This window comes from Rhodophyticola sp. CCM32 (assembly GCF_004751985.1).
Classification (GTDB): Bacteria; Pseudomonadota; Alphaproteobacteria; order Rhodobacterales; family Rhodobacteraceae; genus Rhodophyticola.
On the sequence record NZ_CP038492.1, the window covers coordinates 393,772 to 410,051 of the forward strand.

The 16,280-nt window shown below is 59.6% G+C and carries 15 protein-coding genes; 6 read left to right on the plus strand and 9 right to left on the minus strand.

Annotated elements, in window-relative coordinates; genetic code table 11:
* Positions 1–15: 15 nt before the first annotated feature.
* The 6 genes from E2K80_RS01945 to sdhC form a co-directional block, all read right to left on the minus strand.
* Positions 16–828 (minus strand): sulfotransferase domain-containing protein, encoded by an 813-nt coding sequence (locus tag E2K80_RS01945; RefSeq protein ID WP_168193071.1) that lies wholly within the window; start codon positions 826–828, stop codon positions 16–18.
* A 240-nt stretch (positions 829–1,068) separates the two neighbouring features.
* Positions 1,069–1,290, minus strand: coding sequence for a hypothetical protein (locus E2K80_RS01950; RefSeq protein ID WP_135372252.1), 222 nt, complete (start codon positions 1,288–1,290; stop codon positions 1,069–1,071).
* 59 nt (positions 1,291–1,349) lie between these two features.
* Positions 1,350–1,679 carry a succinate dehydrogenase gene (locus E2K80_RS01955; RefSeq protein WP_135372254.1) on the minus strand — a complete coding sequence of 110 codons (330 nt, stop codon included), beginning with the start codon at positions 1,677–1,679 and terminating at the stop codon, positions 1,350–1,352.
* Positions 1,680–1,845: 166 nt separating this feature from the next.
* Positions 1,846–3,654, minus strand: coding sequence for a succinate dehydrogenase flavoprotein subunit (gene sdhA, locus E2K80_RS01960; RefSeq protein ID WP_135372256.1), 1,809 nt, complete (start codon positions 3,652–3,654; stop codon positions 1,846–1,848).
* A gap of 22 nt (positions 3,655–3,676) precedes the next feature.
* Positions 3,677–4,048, minus strand: a complete 372-nt coding sequence (sdhD, locus tag E2K80_RS01965) for a succinate dehydrogenase, hydrophobic membrane anchor protein (RefSeq protein WP_135372258.1) — start codon at positions 4,046–4,048, stop codon at positions 3,677–3,679.
* Between the two features lie 14 nt (positions 4,049–4,062).
* Complete coding sequence (gene sdhC, locus E2K80_RS01970; RefSeq protein ID WP_135372260.1) at positions 4,063–4,446, minus strand: succinate dehydrogenase, cytochrome b556 subunit; 384 nt, start codon at positions 4,444–4,446, stop codon at positions 4,063–4,065.
* Between the two features lie 283 nt (positions 4,447–4,729).
* Between sdhC and E2K80_RS01975 the strand changes: the two genes are divergently transcribed.
* Complete coding sequence (locus E2K80_RS01975) at positions 4,730–5,302, plus strand: hypothetical protein (protein WP_135372262.1); 573 nt, start codon at positions 4,730–4,732, stop codon at positions 5,300–5,302.
* Positions 5,303–5,429: 127 nt separating this feature from the next.
* Here the strand turns inward: E2K80_RS01975 and E2K80_RS01980 are convergent, their stop codons facing one another.
* The 3 genes from E2K80_RS01980 to E2K80_RS01990 all read right to left on the minus strand — a co-directional run bounded on the left by E2K80_RS01980 (position 5,430) and on the right by E2K80_RS01990 (position 7,980).
* Positions 5,430–6,464 (minus strand): MaoC family dehydratase, encoded by a 1,035-nt coding sequence (locus tag E2K80_RS01980; RefSeq protein ID WP_135372264.1) that lies wholly within the window; start codon positions 6,462–6,464, stop codon positions 5,430–5,432.
* Between the two features lie 86 nt (positions 6,465–6,550).
* Positions 6,551–7,108, minus strand: coding sequence for an NnrU family protein (locus E2K80_RS01985; protein ID WP_135372266.1), 558 nt, complete (start codon positions 7,106–7,108; stop codon positions 6,551–6,553).
* Positions 7,105–7,980 (minus strand): HpcH/HpaI aldolase/citrate lyase family protein, encoded by an 876-nt coding sequence (locus E2K80_RS01990; RefSeq protein ID WP_135372268.1) that lies wholly within the window; start codon positions 7,978–7,980, stop codon positions 7,105–7,107. The genes E2K80_RS01985 and E2K80_RS01990 overlap by 4 nt, the downstream gene beginning before the upstream one ends.
* Before the next feature lie 416 nt (positions 7,981–8,396).
* On the opposite strand from E2K80_RS01990, the gene mdh reads away from it, so the two are divergent.
* The 5 genes from mdh (at position 8,397) to E2K80_RS02020 (ending at position 16,277) form a co-directional block, all read left to right on the plus strand.
* The gene (gene mdh, locus E2K80_RS01995; protein ID WP_135372270.1) at positions 8,397–9,359 is read left to right on the plus strand and encodes a malate dehydrogenase; all 963 of its coding nucleotides are present in this window, start codon (positions 8,397–8,399) and stop codon (positions 9,357–9,359) included.
* A 635-nt stretch (positions 9,360–9,994) separates the two neighbouring features.
* Positions 9,995–11,188: an ADP-forming succinate--CoA ligase subunit beta gene (gene sucC / locus E2K80_RS02005; protein ID WP_135372274.1), complete on the plus strand. Its 1,194-nt coding sequence runs from the start codon at positions 9,995–9,997 to the stop codon at positions 11,186–11,188.
* Between the two features lie 4 nt (positions 11,189–11,192).
* Positions 11,193–12,221, plus strand: coding sequence for a sulfotransferase (locus tag E2K80_RS02010; RefSeq protein WP_135372276.1), 1,029 nt, complete (start codon positions 11,193–11,195; stop codon positions 12,219–12,221).
* Positions 12,222–12,233: 12 nt separating this feature from the next.
* Entirely contained in the window at positions 12,234–13,115 is an 882-nt protein-coding gene (sucD, locus tag E2K80_RS02015; RefSeq protein ID WP_135372278.1) for a succinate--CoA ligase subunit alpha, read from the plus strand.
* Between the two features lie 198 nt (positions 13,116–13,313).
* Positions 13,314–16,277, plus strand: coding sequence for a 2-oxoglutarate dehydrogenase E1 component (locus E2K80_RS02020; RefSeq protein ID WP_135372280.1), 2,964 nt, complete (start codon positions 13,314–13,316; stop codon positions 16,275–16,277).
* Positions 16,278–16,280: the final 3 nt, after the last annotated feature.

The window sequence follows — 16,280 nt, forward strand, 5'->3', positions numbered from 1 at the left end:
TGTCTCCGGTCTTTCCTAGGATGTCGTGGCGACCAGGTCGACGCTTTCAGGGCATCGGCTGATCCAGTTCATATCGGTTTCATACCCCAGGTCTATCAAGGCCTGGCCGTGATGTTTGGCATAGATCTCAGCCACAGAGCGGGGGAGTTTCGTGGTCCATTGTGCGGCTTCACCCGACTGGATGTGCAGCGAGACCCGGCGCGGGCGGTCAGATTTTTCTTTCATTCCACCAAAAAGGCTGTTGGCCCAGTAAATGTCGAGCATTGTGTCTTTATCCGTGCCTGTGAAGCCGAGGAAATCGAGAATATTCGCGAACATCGCGCAGTCCTGATCCTGCATCAGGTCTTCATAGCGGACCTCGTGGATATTGGGGCGGTCATAGCGCCATGCTGTCATCTGGTTGAGCGTTCTGAGATGCATATTCTGCATCTCGAACAGCATCTTCTCATGCAGGGTTTCCAGGCTTTTGAGGTGCTGCTGGTAGCTTTGGCCGTTCAGTTCCTTGCGGGGAACATGCAGGGCTTTCTCTCCAGCTTCCGGGGCAATCTGGTGATATCGCATCCCCGATATCAGCACATCGCGTGGATCGCGGATCATGTGCAGCCCACGCAGATCATCGCGCGCCAGAAGGGCATCGGAAAAGGCGCTGTCCCAGTTCACAACAACCGCCCGTCCCGTGGCCGGTATCTGGTCTTCCCTGCGCGGGCCATTCACCCGGATACGAGGTATGTTCAGTGTATCTGAGCCGATATTGAACACCCTGCGCAACCAGACCGTGCCGGTTTTGTGATGGGTGCCAACGGCAATAAGGCGAGGCGTGTCAGTCATTGCGAGTTTCCTGCAGCCGGTTGGTAGGATGGGGCTTACAGCCAAAGCGCATCGCCCTGGCATAACTCGCAAATCATGTACAATGTGCTGGTATCGGGTTGTGCCAGCATCTGTCTGGGTCGTTTCAGGGACCGGTAAAAAAAGAGGCATTCGCCCCGGGTCAGTCAGTGTGCCGGTATTGTGATGGATATCAGCACAGGTGAGGCCGTTATGGGAGGTCAGCTCAATCATCGGCTGCCCTCACAGGATCAGGGGCCGGGTTGGTCCGGCACCGGTCAGTTGACGGAAGCAGCGATCATAAACCAGTTGCGGGTCGCGCCCGGCCAGATAATCGGTGCTGATCCCGATCTCGATATTGGTGCTTGCCCCGCCTGATCCCACCCCCACCCCGATGCTGCCCGTGGGGCCAGTGGCGGCGCGGGCCCGGTCGGTGCAGGTTTCATAGGCGCGGGCGGCTGACATGGGGCCGCAGGCGGCAAGCACGAGGAGGGCTGAAAGCGAGAGCAGGGCTGCGCAGGGTCTCAAGCGAAATCCTCCAGCGATGTCAGCGCGTTTTCGGCAATGCAACGCACGGTATCGGGGCGTTGCAGAATGCCGGTGACCGTGGTGACGGTCTGATCGGTGACGCCGACAAGTGCTGCACGCGCAACGGTCAGGATTTCCTGGGCCGAGGCATTGTCGACCACGCAATCGGTGACCGGGGCGGCATTGATCCCGGGGAAGCGCTCGGCCACGATGCCATTGATCACCCCGCGCGCCTGATCGCGGGCGATGGTGTTGGCGGTGTCCTGCGCCAGATTGCAGGCTGTCAGGGTGAGAACCAGCAGGGATATGAATATGGTTCGGGTCATGGCGCGCGCATTCAGTAACCTGTCAGGGGCGTCGTGCAAAGGATGGCGGGGGCCGTAGCGTGCGGCAGGCCGGCCATTCCTCTGCTTTTGCCGGTTCCGGGATGAAACAGGTTTGATCCTTTGGGCCGCAGCCCTAGAAAGACCAGCCTGTCCGTTCCGCACATCATCAATATACCCGTTTCTTCGGGGCGATCTTTTTCAGGTCGATGCCGCCGTCTTTGGCCTTGGTCAACGGGTCCAGATGCACCGGGCGATAGCTGAGCGTGGTTTTGGTGCCTTCAACCAGGGCCAGGCTGTGCTTGCGCCATTCCTTGTCGTTGCGATCCGGGTAATCCTCATGGGCATGGGCGCCCCGGCTTTCCTTGCGCGCCTCGGCCCCGACAATGGTGGCCAGCGCGTTGGGCATCAGGTTGGTCAGTTCCAGCGTTTCCATCAGATCGGAATTCCAGATCAGGCTGCGATCGGTGACATGCAGATCGTCCAGCTTGGCGGCAACCGCCTCCATCTTCTTGACCCCTTCGGCAAGTGTCTTGTCGGCGCGGAAAACGGCGGCATCCGCCTGCATGGTCTTCTGCATTTCAAGCCGCAACTCTGCTGTGGGCGTGCCGCCATCCGCATGGCGCAACCCGTCAAACCGGTTCATGGCCTTGTCCAGTGAGGCCTGGTTAAGCGTTGGGCCCGGGGCCTCCGGGTCCACCACCTGGCCTGCCTTGATCGCGGCGGCGCGCCCAAAGACCACAAGGTCGATCAGACTGTTGGAGCCGAGACGGTTCGCGCCGTGAACGCTTGCGCATCCGGCCTCTCCCACGGCCATAAGGCCCGGCACAATTGCATCAGGGTCTTTGGCGGTCGGGTTCAGAACCTCGCCCCAGTAATTGGTGGGGACGCCCCCCATATTGTAATGGACCGTGGGCAGAACCGGGATCGGTTCCTTGGTCAGGTCCACGCCTGCGAAAATCCGGGCGCTTTCGGTGATGCCCGGCAGGCGCAGGTTCAGGGTTTCCGGCGGCAGGTGATTCAGATGCAGGTGGATATGGTCCTTCTCTGCCCCGACCCCGCGCCCTTCGCGGATTTCCAGGGTCATGCAGCGGCTGACCACATCGCGTGAGGCGAGATCCTTATAGGTGGGCGCGTAGCGTTCCATGAACCGCTCCCCCTCGGAATTGGTCAGATAACCGCCTTCGCCGCGCGCGCCTTCGGTGATCAGCGTGCCCGCGCCATAGATGCCCGTGGGGTGGAACTGCACAAACTCCATATCCTGAAGCGCCAGACCCTGACGGGTCACCATACCGCCGCCATCGCCGGTGCAGGTATGCGCCGAGGTGGCCGAGAAATAGGCGCGGCCATAGCCGCCGGTGGCCAGAACGGTGGTTTTGGCGTTGAAGACGTGAATCGTGCCATCATCCAGCTTCCAGGTGACAACGCCCTGGCACTGGCCGTCTTCGGACATCAGAAGATCAATGGCGAAATATTCGATGTAGAATTCCGCGTTGTGTTTGAGAGACTGGCCATAGAGCGTGTGCAGAATGGCATGCCCGGTGCGGTCGGCGGCGGCGCAGGTGCGCTGCACGGGCGGGCCTTCGCCGAATTCGGTGGTGTGGCCGCCAAACGGGCGCTGATAGATTTTGCCCTCTTCGGTGCGGGAAAACGGCACGCCGTAATGTTCCAGCTCATACACGGCCTTGGGGGCTTCACGGGCGAGGTATTCCATCGCATCCGTATCGCCCAGCCAGTCAGAGCCTTTGACCGTGTCATACATATGCCACTGCCAGTGGTCCGGGCCCATATTGGTCAGTGATGCGGCAATGCCGCCTTGCGCCGCCACCGTATGGGAGCGGGTCGGGAACACCTTGGAGATACAGGCGGTTTTCAGCCCCTGTTCCGCCATGCCAAGTGTCGCGCGCAGACCCGCGCCACCGGCGCCGACAACCACAACATCATAATTGTGGTAAGTGATATCGTAGGAAGCGGTCATATCTTGTAAGGCTCCTGTCTGTTCAGAGCGCGATTTTCGCGATGGCGAAAAGGCCGATGGCAGCAAGGCCATAGCTGATGAGTGTCATGGCGATGATGCTGAGTTTGCCGGCCAGACCATGCACATAATCCTCGATCAGCGTGGTGACGCCGAGGCGGAAATGATGGAAGCCGACGATCAGCATCAGGGCGGTGATGATGGCGGTGAAGGGCCGGGACAGGCCGGCGATTACCTCTTCATAAGGCGCGCCGATCAGCGCGCCGATGGTGAACACGAAGATCGGTGTCAGTATCAGCAGCGCGATGGAGGTCACGGTCATGGAATAGAAATGATGGGTGCCGCCCTTGGCAGAACCCAGGCCATCGACACGTTTGCGGTCCGTCAGAAATGTCATGTCGTTCTCCCTCTTCAGATCGCAATGACGGTGAGGAAGGTGAACACGACCGAGCCGATAATCATGCCCCAGCCCATCTTGTCGGCGGTGTCCGTATCCAGGCCATAGCCCTGATCCCAGATCAGATGCCGTATCCCGCCAAGCGTGTGATACCACAGCGCCCAGAGTGACCCGAGCATCACCAGATCGCCGAACCACGAGGTGATCAGCCCGTCCACGACGGCGAAATAGTCTGCGCCGGTTGCGGCGGCCAGCAACCACCAGACGATCACAATCGCCCCGACAAGCAAAGCATTGCCGCTGATCCGTACAAGGATCGAGGTCATGGAGTTCAGTTGTGGTCGATAGATATTCAGGTGCGGGGACAGGGGCCGATTGCCCCGGTTCACATCTGCCATGGCGAACACCCTTTCAGGTTGAGCTTGGTGTGAGTTGTATTTCCCTCATGAATAACGGGTTTTTCGGCGCTGTCACGCTCTGTGGCGTTGAAAATACGCTCAATTCTGGGTTCTAATGCCGCAGTATGGCTTGTTGTGATCACAGTTTCGTGGGGCGTGATCACAAATAACTTATGGCGAAGCCGCCCCGTCTTCTTCCCGTCTTCTCCCTGATTGCGCCTTAGTGCCGCCGTATTGGCTGCCTAACCCATCCTTAATGATATGTGAGTAGTGTTAGGAACAGATGGTGGAAGACAAACCGACTTTTGCGTTCAGTCGCGGTCATGCAGAATTGATGGAGTGGATGGTGGAATGCCCCGACCCGGATCTCTGGCATGAGATCGTGGTCGGGTCAGATCTGACCGGTGAGCTTGGTTTGGAGCCTGTGCTTTGGATCGTTCAGCAGCCAACCTGTGACATGGCCACTGCCGCCGCCGCGCTGGTTCGTCTGGAAGCCTGGGAATATGTGATTGTTCCGGTTGAAAAGAAGGCCTATGCCGATCCGCTGATCTTTGAGATTGCCAAGGTGATCTGCACCCGTTCCGAAGGGGATGGATATCAACGCAACAAGATCGGATGGGATCTTGGCCGGTTGCGCTTTTCCCCGAAAGTGATGCTGAACCATATCTACGCCTTCTGCGAACAGAAGCGGTTGGCGCGGGATGAAACCTATCTGCCGATTCCGGTCACCTTGCTGTCAGGCAATTACGCGAAGACCGTGCCGCAGCGTGAATATATGATTGATGCAGAGGGTGTGACCCACATCTCGACCCTTGATGCCGAAACGCGCAAGGCAATTGGCCACACCCTGCATTAAAGCCTTTCGAGTTTTCATTGAGACATGATCATCGCTTTTCGCGTTCGAGCCGAAGGGAGTTCGAGCCGAAGGGAGAGGCCGCGAACAAGCGATGCAATGTTAACTCGAAAGGCTATAGGGCCGTAGCTCAGACCGGCATCAGCACCCAATAATCCAGATCAAGCAGAACCTCTGGCAGATAGCGGCCATCCGCATCTTTCAGGGCACCTGCGGCGGGGCTGCCCTTGGTGGCGACCAGCCGCAGGCGCAGCGCGCCGACCCCGGGCGCGCTTGTGTCGGCCTTGTCCAGCACTTCGCTCCAGGCTTTGACGGTATCGCCTGCAAAGGCCGGGTTGGCATGGGCGCCGCCATTGATACCGGCGATCATCTGCGCATTGGCCAGCCCGTTGAAGGACAGGGTGCGGGCAAGGCTGATGATATGGCCGCCATAGATCAGGCGTTGGCCATCATCCCGGAAGGTTGCATCGAAATGGACCTTGGCGGTGTTCTGCCACAGGCGCGTGGCCATCATATGTTCGGCCTCGCTCAGCGTAACACCGTCGATATGGTCGATGATTTCACCGATCTGATATGCCGGGCAGCGATGCGGTTCTCCGGTCAGGGCGGTGTCGTAATGGGAAAAATCGAGGCCCTCTGGGATCAGCAGTGCCTCGGGCGCGACATGGGTGGCCAGATCGGGGATCACCGTGTCAGGTGCCGGTGCCTCCATATCCCGTTTGCGGACCATCACCCAGCGCACATAATCCAGCACAAGGCTGCCATGCTGGTTCAGCCCCTCGGTTCTGACATAGACCACGCCGGATTTGCCGTTTGAGTTCTGTTTCAGCCCGATCACCTTTGATCGTGCGTGCAGGGTGTCGCCGGGCCAGACGGGGAGGTGAAACCGCCCCTCCGCATAGCCCAGATTGGCGATGGCATTCAGCGAGATATCGGGAACGGTTTTGCCAAAGACCGTATGGAACGCGATCAGATCATCCAGCGGGCTGGCATGAAGGCCGCAGGCGCGGGCAAATTCATCAGAGGAATAAAGCGCGTGCCGGGACGGGTAAAGCGCATGATACATCGCCCGTTCCCCACCGGACAGGGTGCGCGGGATGGCATGGTCAATGACCTGGCCAAGCGTGTAATCCTCGAAAAAGAAGCCCGGATTGGTCTTGCTCATTCACCTGTCTCCAAGCGTGAAAGAGAGGCGGGATGCCCCGTTGGTGACTGCATCAAAGCCACAGGACAGGGCGCGAGACATCCGCATCACGACTGGAACGGGTAATAGCCCAGCCAGGCGTGGATCATCGCAACCCCCACCATCACAACCCCCCCGATCACAAGCGCTTTGCCATCGGCGGCAAGGGTCGGCTGGCCTGGCCTGTCCCATGTCGGTTCGGCCCGGTTGATCAGAATGACAGTGCCCACCGCCCAGCCCAGCATGCTGGCGAACAGGATGATCGAGGCCAGATCACCATTGACCAGCAGATGGGCCACCGCCCAGAGCTTTGCCGCCGTCAGTTGCTTGTGCCGCACCCGGGCCGAGATCGTGCCGGGCAGGGCGCTGAGCGCGAAGAACCAGAAGGCCAGCAGCATCAGCAGATTGTTGATATGGGTCAGGAAATCGGGCGGGAACCAGATATTCACATAGGCCGCGCTGCGATAGCCGATGACCATCAGCACGATACCGGCCAGAATGGCCAGGGCGACCGGGCCTTTGCCCGCCTCCCCCATGGCGGCGCGGCGGTCGGGCATCAGCCGTTTGAACCAATGCGCCGCGATGAACAGGGCAATGCCTGCGATCAGAAGGAGGTAACCCATCATGCCTGCTCCAGCCTGGCGATGACCGCCGCTTTTGCCAGAGTGGCGCGGGCGGTCTCCACATGCAAGTTTTCGACGATGCTGCCATCAACAACGGCAATCGCCTGACCCGAGGCGGTGGCGGTCTCGAACCCGGCGATCTGGCGCCTGGCCAGGTCAATTTCAGCCTCGGACGGGGCGAAAACCTGATTGGCGGCGGCCACCTGTGCCGGATGGATCAGGGTTTTGCCGTCAAAACCCATATCACGGCCCTGTTCAGATTCGCGCTGCAACCCGTCTTCATCCCTGAAACTGTTATAAACACCGTCCAGACAGACCAGCCCATGGGCGCGGGCCGCCAGCAGGCAGAGTTGGAGGGAGGTCAGCAACGGGGTACGATCCGGGTGGGTGCGGCTGTCCAGATCCTTGGCCAGATCATTGGTGCCGATGACAAACCCGGCCATGCGCGGGGCCCCGGCGATCTGATCGGCATTGAGGATGCCACGGGGGGTTTCCATCATCGCCCAGATTGTGGTGTCCGCGGTTTCCGTATGGGCATCCAGCCGGGCGGCCAGCGCTTCGATATCGGCGGCGCTGTTGACCTTGGGCAGCAGAATGGCCTCTGGGCTGGCGGCGATGATCGCCTCAAGATCGGCAGTGCCCCAGGGCGTATCGAACCCGTTGATCCGCACGATCTGTGCGCGCGGGTCATAGCCGCCCGCGCTGAGGGTCTTGGTCAGAAGCTGCCGCGCGTTCGCCTTTTCATCTATGGAAACGGCATCTTCCAGATCGAAGATGATGGCATCCACGGGCAGGGTTCTGGCTTTTTCCAAAGCGCGGGCCCTGGAGCCGGGAATATACAGAACCGAACGGTAGGGGCGCGCGCGATGGTCCATGACTGTCCTTTCCAACCGTGTCGCATCGGCAAGGACCATGCCTGCGCAGCGAACGCAAGTTCTGAAATGCCGCAGTCTGGCGACATTTTGTTGCGTCTCGCTGATGATCTGCCCGGATATGAAGCTTTATGTCAAAGCATCTGATCACTCTCCTGCATGGCGCCTGGAACCATGAGGAGAATCGCAGATATTTTCCGGCGCAGTTCTGATGTCTCAGGCGAAAAATCGCCCTGCGCCTCCTTTCGTCTGTTCTTGATAATGGGATCGTTCCCTGCCTGTTTTTATCTTGTTTCCAGAGGGTTAAATTCGCTGCGCTGCCGCATGGGGCCTTCCGCCGCGTGCGCATAGTCTTGCGCCGGACCGGGGAGGCCGCTACGCCCGTTGCCAACATCAACAGGGACTTGGAGATCACTCTCATGGCCAGACCCAAGATTGCGCTGATCGGCGCAGGACAGATCGGGGGCACGCTTGCCCATCTCGCAGCACTGAAAGAACTGGGCGACGTTGTCTTGTTCGACATCGCCGAAGGCATTCCGCAGGGCAAAGCCCTGGATATCGCCGAAAGCGGCCCGTCGGCAAAATTCGATGCCACGATGAAAGGCACCAATGATTATGCCGATATTGCCGGGGCGGATGTGTGCATCGTCACCGCCGGTGTCGCGCGCAAACCGGGGATGAGCCGGGACGATCTCTTGGGCATCAACCTGAAGGTTATGAAATCCGTGGGGGAAGGCATTGCGGCCAACGCGCCGGATGCATTTGTGATCTGCATCACCAACCCGCTGGATGCGATGGTCTGGGCGCTGCGTGAATTCAGCGGCCTGCCCCATGAAAAGGTCTGCGGCATGGCCGGTGTGCTGGATTCTGCGCGGTTCCGGCATTTCCTGGCGAAAGAATTCGACGTGTCGATGAAAGACGTCACCGCCTTTGTTCTGGGCGGCCATGGGGACACGATGGTGCCGCTGGTGCGGTATTCGACGGTTGCGGGCATCCCGCTGCCTGATCTGGTCGATATGGGCTGGACCACGCAGGAGAAACTGGATGCGATCGTGCAACGCACCCGCGATGGCGGGGCCGAGATTGTGGGCCTGTTGAAAACCGGCTCTGCTTTCTACGCGCCTGCCACCAGCGCCATTGAAATGGCCGAGGCTTATCTGAAAGACCAGAAACGCCTGTTGCCCTGCGCGGCCTATGTGGATGGCGCGCTGGGCCTGAAAGGCATGTATGTGGGCGTGCCCACGGTGATCGGTGCCGGTGGTATCGAACGTGTGGTCAATATCAAGATGACCAAGGACGAACAGGCGATGTTCGACAGTTCGGTCAGCGCGGTCAAAGGGCTTGTTGCCGCTTGTAAAGAGATCGACAGCGCGCTGGCCTAGGGCCCTGTTTCTAAGCCTTTGCGGTGTCGTAAAATATAATGGCCTGCCCCTTCATGTGGGCAGGCCATTATCCGTCTGGACCGGGGCCATTTTAATCTGAATCAAAATTCTCTGCCTCCGGGTCAGCAAGACGCTGATCCATTGCGTTTCGACTTTACATGGATACAGAGACAACGGCTTTCGCGTTTGAGCCGAAGGCGAAAGGCAGCGAAAGGCGTTTCAACAGTAAGTCGAAACGCTATAGAGCGCGAATTTTGATGAGCGGTGGTGCAGAATAAAACGATTTCGCTATAGCCTGTGGGCGCGCCGGCCCACAGATGATGCGCGGCATTGGCGACCACCAATTCCGGTGGTTCATCCATTGTGCCGACAATACCCCAGGTTGTTTTGGCCATCAGGCGTGACCGTTTTCGGTCTTGAAATCATTCATGATTTATAAGTTGCCGTGTCATTGGTCGGCGTCAATGCCTATTGCGATTCGCCTGTCCTGCCCGTTTTGTGATCACACCTTTTTCTCCTGTGATCACAAATGTCGCTTTTTGCCCGGATTCCCCCGATTGCGGCAGATTGACGTTTTCTTGACGGTTCACTGTGTGTTTAGACGAGGGGACCAATATCAAATATGGGACAGTTTCATGAACATTCATGAATACCAGGCGAAAGCATTGCTGCGTGACTATGGCGCCCCGGTCAGTGATGGCCGTGTGGTTCTGAGAGCCGAGGAAGCCAAGACAGCGGCGGGTGAGCTGGATGGCCCGCTTTGGGTGGTGAAATCGCAGATCCACGCAGGTGGTCGCGGCAAAGGCCATTTCAAAGAGGCCGATGCGGGTGACAAGGGCGGTGTGCGTCTGACCAAATCGGTGGAAGAGGCGGCTGACGAGGCCAAGAAGATGCTGGGCCGCACGCTGGTCACCCATCAGACCGGCCCGGTCGGCAAGCAGGTCAACCGGGTCTATATCGAAGATGGCTCCGGCATCGAGACGGAATTGTATCTGGCTCTGCTGGTGGACCGTCAGACCAGCCGGATTTCCTTTGTCTGCTCCACCGAGGGGGGCATGGATATCGAAGAGGTTGCCGCAGCGACACCAGAGAAAATCCTGTCGTTCAGCGTTGATCCGGCAGCCGGGTATCAGGGGTTCCATGGCCGCCGGATTGCATTCGCCCTGGGCCTTGAGGGCCAGCAGGTCAAGCAATGCGTGCGTCTGATGGGTCTGCTCTACCGGGCCTTTGTCGAAAAAGACATGGAGATGCTGGAGATCAACCCGCTGATCGTGACCGATCAGGGGGATCTGAAAGTGCTGGACGCCAAGGTCAGCTTTGATGGCAACGCGGTCTACCGCCATCCCGATGTCGCCGCCCTGCGCGACGAGACCGAGGAAGACCCCAAAGAGCTTGCCGCCTCGAAATACGACCTGAACTATATTGCGCTTGATGGTGAGATCGGCTGCATGGTCAATGGTGCGGGTCTGGCCATGGCGACGATGGATATCATCAAGCTTTACGGGTCCGAGCCCGCCAACTTCCTTGATGTGGGCGGTGGCGCCACCAAGGAAAAGGTGACCGAAGCGTTCAAGATCATCACCTCTGACCCGCAGGTGAAGGGCATTCTGGTCAACATCTTCGGCGGCATCATGCGGTGTGACATCATTGCCGAGGGTGTGATCGCCGCAGTGAAAGAGATGGGGCTGAAAGTGCCGCTTGTGGTGCGCCTGGAAGGCACGAATGTGGAGAAGGGCAAAGAGATCATCAACAGCTCCGACCTGGCCGTGATCGCGGCGGATGATCTGAAAGACGGCGCCGAGAAAATCGTGGCGGCAGTGAAAGGGTAGACCCGTGGCCAGCCCCCAACTCGCCAGCCAATTGTCTTCGATAGATCTGAGCTTTATCGTTTTTGGCGTGCCGCGCAGTGGAACTTCGGCCACCGCGCGGTTCCTGAATGCCGCCCCACAGATCCATTGCTCCCATGAACTGGTGCAACCCAGTCAGGACCATCGCGGGCTGTCCCTGCCCGGATGGGTTGTGAATGCGCCCGCGATGCAAGTGGCGGACGGGCCGCATCACAAACTGGCGGTTGAGGAATTGGCGCAGCTTGAGGCAAAGGCTGACACACTTAGGGTCGGTGGCAACAAGATGCCGCAATACTACTTTCGGCTGAAACAGGTTCTGGCAGAGATCGGAACCGGGCGGGGGATATTGTCCTGGCGGGCGCCCCGGCTGGTGATGCAGTCCTACACGATGCGGGCGCGGTCGCCGGAAGATGCCTGGCATCCCGGTCAGACCGGTCTTTTCGCCTTTGGGGAGATTCTGCGCCTTGCCCATGCGCTGCTGGAGGCAGCAGAGGGCACCAACATCCTGGTCTCGCCGATTGCGACCTTGTCGGCCCGGCCTGAATGGGTCCGTCTGCGTCTGGGGCGGCATGTGGCGCCCGGGGTTGATCTGGACTGGCCCGCCCCGGAGGCCGATTGCTGGAACCATGAGACACGCGCCCGCGGCAGGCTGGATCGCCCGGATATCTCTGCGGTTGAGCTTGACGCGCTTGAGATGCTTGAGGCCTCTGGCCTGACGGCGGTTTTTGACCGCCCCGGTCCCTTCCTGCTGCGCGACGTGATCGACCCGCTGGCCCGGGCTGTTCACCGGCTGCCATCGGACCCGGATGGCTATATCAGTGATCTTGCCACGCAACAGGCGGACCCGGACATGGCCGCGTTTCTGCCGGACTGGCTGCATGCGGGCGGGCAAAGGCAGGTCCTGCGGGGTGTGCCCCCTGAAAAGATGCGGGGTAGGGCCACGGATGAGGGCCGGGTGCGTGACCGGAAAAACCCAGAAATACAAATGGCCGTCAGGCCGACGGAACATATGTAAGGAAAGAAACACATGGCTGTTCTTGTTGATAAAAACACAAAAGTGATCTGCCAGGGCTTTACTGGCAGCCAAGGCACATTCCATTCTGAACAGGCCATCGCATATGGCACCAAAATGGTCGGAGGCGTGACGCCGGGCAAAGGCGGTATGACCCATCTGGACCTGCCGGTGTTCAATTCGGTGCATGAAGCGAAATCAGTGAGCGGGGCGAATGCGTCTGTGATCTATGTCCCGCCTCCCTTCGCGGCCGATTCGATCATGGAGGCGATTGATGCGGAGATGGAATTGATCTGCTGCATCACCGAGGGCATCCCGGTGCTTGACATGATGCGGGTAAAACGCGCGCTGGAAGGATCCAGCAGCATCCTGATCGGGCCGAACTGCCCGGGTGTCATCACGCCGGATGCCTGCAAGATCGGTATCATGCCTGGCCATATCCACAAGCGTGGCTCCTGCGGGGTGGTCAGCCGGTCGGGGACGCTGACCTATGAGGCGGTGAAACAGACCTCGGATGTGGGTCTGGGGCAATCCACCTGCGTGGGCATTGGCGGTGACCCGATCAAGGGGACGGAACATATCGACGTGCTGGAATGGTTCCTGGCTGATGAGGAAACCGAAAGCATCATCATGATCGGCGAGATCGGCGGCAGCGCCGAGGAAGAAGCCGCGCAGTTCCTGGCTGATGAGAAGAAGAAAGGCCGCTGGAAACCGACGGCGGGCTTTATCGCAGGCCGCACTGCGCCTCCGGGTCGTCGGATGGGCCATGCGGGCGCGATTGTCGCCGGTGGCAAAGGCGGCGCCGAGGACAAGATCGAAGCCATGCAAAGCGCAGGCATCGTGGTGGCCGAAAGCCCTGCGGGCCTGGGCGAGGCTGTGCTGAAAGCGATTGGGTAGGGCTGCATTGACGAAGCGTCGACCATATCTGCTAAGGGCCGCGCCTGACCTTGGGGAGGTGCAAAGCGCCTTCCCGGGGGGAAGGTCAGGCGCTGCCCGGCGGTGCCGCCGGGCTGGAGACGCATCATATGCCCGCCCTCTCATTCTCTCACAATCCGGCTCTAACCAACACGGTCCCAACCCCGATGAGGTTTCCCAATGACCGACCAATCCCCCAATGACCAGTTCCATGCCTCCAGCTTCATGCAGGGGCATAATGCGGAATATCTGGAGCAGCTTTACGCGCAATATGCCAATGATCCGACTGCGGTGGATGCGGCCTGGGCTGAGTTCTTCCGGGCGCTGGGCGATGCGGAGACGGATGTGAAGGCAGAGGCCTCGGGCCCCTCCTGGGCGCGCGATGACTGGCCGCCGCAGCCCGCCGATGAGATGACCAGCGCGCTGACCGGGGAATGGCCGATCGCGGCCGAAGAGATGAAGGGTGCGGGCAGGAAGATTGCCGAGAAAGCCGCCGAGACAGGTGTCGCGGTCACTGATGATCAGGTGCAGCGCGCGGTGCTGGATTCGATCCGGGCGCTGATGCTGATCCGCGCCTATCGGATCCGGGGCCATCTGGTGGCCGATCTGGACCCGCTGGGCATGCGCGACCAGACCCCGCACCCGGAGCTTGACCCGAAAAGCTATGGCTTTACCGAGGCCGATCTTGACCGGCCGATTTTCATCGACAATGTGCTGGGGCTGCAAATGGCCCCGATGCGGCAGATCGTGGAGATCGTGAAGCGGACCTATTGCGGCACATTTGCGCTGCAATACATGCATATCTCAAACCCGACCGAGGCTGCCTGGCTGAAAGAGCGGATCGAGGGATTCGGCAAGGAAGTTGTCTTCACCCGGGAAGGGCGCAAGGCGATCCTGAACAAGATGGTCGAGGCCGAGGGCTTCGAAAAGTTCCTGCATGTCAAATACATGGGCACCAAACGTTTCGGTCTGGATGGCGGCGAAAGCCTGATCCCTGCGATGGAACAGATCATCAAACGCGGTGGCGCCCTGGGGGTGAAGGATATCATCGTCGGCATGCCTCACCGGGGCCGGTTGAGCGTGCTGGCCAATGTGATGGCGAAACCCTACCGGGCGATTTTCAACGAGTTTCAGGGCGGCAGTTTCAAGCCCGAGGATGTGGATGGATCGGGCGATGTGAAATACCATCTGGGCGCCTCCTCGGACCGGGAGTTTGACGGCAATTCCGTCCATCTCAGCCTGACCGCCAACCCGTCCCATCTTGAGGCGGTGAACCCGGTGGTTCTGGGCAAGGCGCGCGCCAAGCAGGACCAGAATAACGACCCGGAGCGGACAAGCGTTCTGCCGATCCTGCTGCATGGCGATGCGGCCTTTGCCGGGCAGGGTGTGGTGGCCGAGGGGTTCGGCCTCAGCGGGTTGCGCGGGCACCGCACGGGCGGCACGATGCATATCGTGGTGAACAACCAGATCGGCTTTACCACGGCGCCGCATTTCAGCCGGTCCAGCCCCTATCCCACGGATATCGCGCTGATGGTGGAAGCGCCGATTTTCCACGTCAATGGCGATGACCCCGAGGCGGTTGTGCATGCCGCAAAGGTCGCGACCGAGTTCCGCCAGCTGTTCCACAAGGACGTGGTGCTGGACATTTTCTGCTATCGCCGGTTTGGCCATAACGAGGGCGATGAGCCCATGTTCACCAACCCGATCATGTATAAGAAGATCAAGAAGCAGAAAACCACGCTGCAACTCTATACCGAACGTCTGGTCAAGGACGGGCTGATCCCCGAAGGCGAGATCGAGGATATGAAAGCCGCGTTTCAGGCGCATCTGAATGAAGAGTTCGAAGCGGGCAAGGATTACAAACCCAACAAGGCGGATTGGCTGGATGGCCGCTGGTCGCATCTGGACCGCGAAGGGGAGGAATATCAGCGCGGCGAGACCGCGATCAAACCCAAAACCTTCAAAGAGGTGGGCGCGGCCCTGACCCGCGCGCCCGACGGGTTCAAGCTGCACAGAACCGTGACCCGCCTGCTGGATGCCAAGAAAGCCATGTTCGACAGTGGCAAAGGGTTCGACTGGGCCACCGCCGAAGCATTGGCCTTCGGCTCTTTGGCGACAGAAGGCTACCCGGTGCGTCTGGCCGGGCAGGACAGCACGCGCGGCACGTTCAGCCAGCGCCATTCCGGCCTGATCGAACAGGAAACGGAAGAGCGGTATTACCCGCTGAACCATATCCGCGAGGGACAGGCGCAATACGAAGTCATCGACTCGATGCTGTCGGAATACGCAGTTCTGGGCTTCGAATACGGCTATTCCCTGGCCGAGCCCAATGCGCTGGTCCTGTGGGAGGCGCAGTTTGGCGATTTCGCCAATGGCGCGCAGATCATGTTTGACCAGTTCATCAGCTCGGGCGAACGCAAATGGTTGCGCATGTCGGGTCTGGTGATGTTGCTGCCTCACGGGTTTGAAGGGCAGGGGCCCGAGCATAGCTCGGCCCGGCTGGAACGGTTCCTGCAAATGTCGGCGGAAGATAACTGGATCGTGGCCAATTGCACGACACCTGCCAATTACTTCCACATTCTGCGCCGCCAGTTGCATCGCAGCTTCCGCAAGCCGCTGGTGCTGATGACGCCGAAATCGCTGCTGCGTCATAAGCTGGCGGTCAGCAATACCGAGGATTTTGTGACCGGGTCCAGCTTTCACCGGGTGCTTTGGGATGACGCCCAGAAGGGCCATTCCGATACCAAGCTGATGGCAGATGCCAAGATCAAGCGCGTGGTGATCTGCTCGGGCAAGGTCTATTACGATCTTCTGGAAGAACGCGACGCACGCGGGATGACCGACCTCTATATCCTGCGGCTGGAACAGTTCTATCCGTTCCCGGCACTGGCCCTGATGAAAGAGCTTGAACGCTTCAAAGGCGCCGAGATCTGCTGGTGTCAGGAAGAGCCGAAAAACCAGGGTGGCTGGAGCTTTGTGGAGCCGAACCTGGAATGGGTTCTGACCCGTCTGAAAGCCAAACATACCCGCCCTGTCTATACCGGGCGTCATGCCTCGGCATCACCTGCCACGGGGCTGGCCAGTCAACATAAAGAACAACAAGCCGCGCTCGTGAATGATGCGCTGACGATCGAAGGGAACTAAGCG

Excerpts from the sequence above, each read along its gene's own strand:
- E2K80_RS01955 (WP_135372254.1), bottom strand. The coding sequence starts at position 1,679 with ATGACCCGAACCATATTCATATCCCTGCTGGTTCTCACCCTGACAGCC.
- E2K80_RS01975 (WP_135372262.1), top strand. The coding sequence starts at position 4,730 with ATGGTGGAAGACAAACCGACTTTTGCGTTCAGTCGCGGTCATGCAGAA.
- sdhC (WP_135372260.1), bottom strand. The coding sequence starts at position 4,446 with ATGGCAGATGTGAACCGGGGCAATCGGCCCCTGTCCCCGCACCTGAAT.
- E2K80_RS01950 (WP_135372252.1), bottom strand. The coding sequence starts at position 1,290 with ATGTCAGCCGCCCGCGCCTATGAAACCTGCACCGACCGGGCCCGCGCC.
- E2K80_RS02020 (WP_135372280.1), top strand. The coding sequence starts at position 13,314 with ATGACCGACCAATCCCCCAATGACCAGTTCCATGCCTCCAGCTTCATG.
- sdhD (WP_135372258.1), bottom strand. The coding sequence starts at position 4,048 with ATGACATTTCTGACGGACCGCAAACGTGTCGATGGCCTGGGTTCTGCC.
- E2K80_RS01985 (WP_135372266.1), bottom strand. The coding sequence starts at position 7,108 with ATGATGGGTTACCTCCTTCTGATCGCAGGCATTGCCCTGTTCATCGCG.
- sucC (WP_135372274.1), top strand. The coding sequence starts at position 9,995 with ATGAACATTCATGAATACCAGGCGAAAGCATTGCTGCGTGACTATGGC.
- E2K80_RS01990 (WP_135372268.1), bottom strand. The coding sequence starts at position 7,980 with ATGGACCATCGCGCGCGCCCCTACCGTTCGGTTCTGTATATTCCCGGC.
- sucD (WP_135372278.1), top strand. The coding sequence starts at position 12,234 with ATGGCTGTTCTTGTTGATAAAAACACAAAAGTGATCTGCCAGGGCTTT.
- mdh (WP_135372270.1), top strand. The coding sequence starts at position 8,397 with ATGGCCAGACCCAAGATTGCGCTGATCGGCGCAGGACAGATCGGGGGC.
- E2K80_RS01980 (WP_135372264.1), bottom strand. The coding sequence starts at position 6,464 with ATGAGCAAGACCAATCCGGGCTTCTTTTTCGAGGATTACACGCTTGGC.
- sdhA (WP_135372256.1), bottom strand. The coding sequence starts at position 3,654 with ATGACCGCTTCCTACGATATCACTTACCACAATTATGATGTTGTGGTT.
- E2K80_RS01945 (WP_168193071.1), bottom strand. The coding sequence starts at position 828 with ATGACTGACACGCCTCGCCTTATTGCCGTTGGCACCCATCACAAAACC.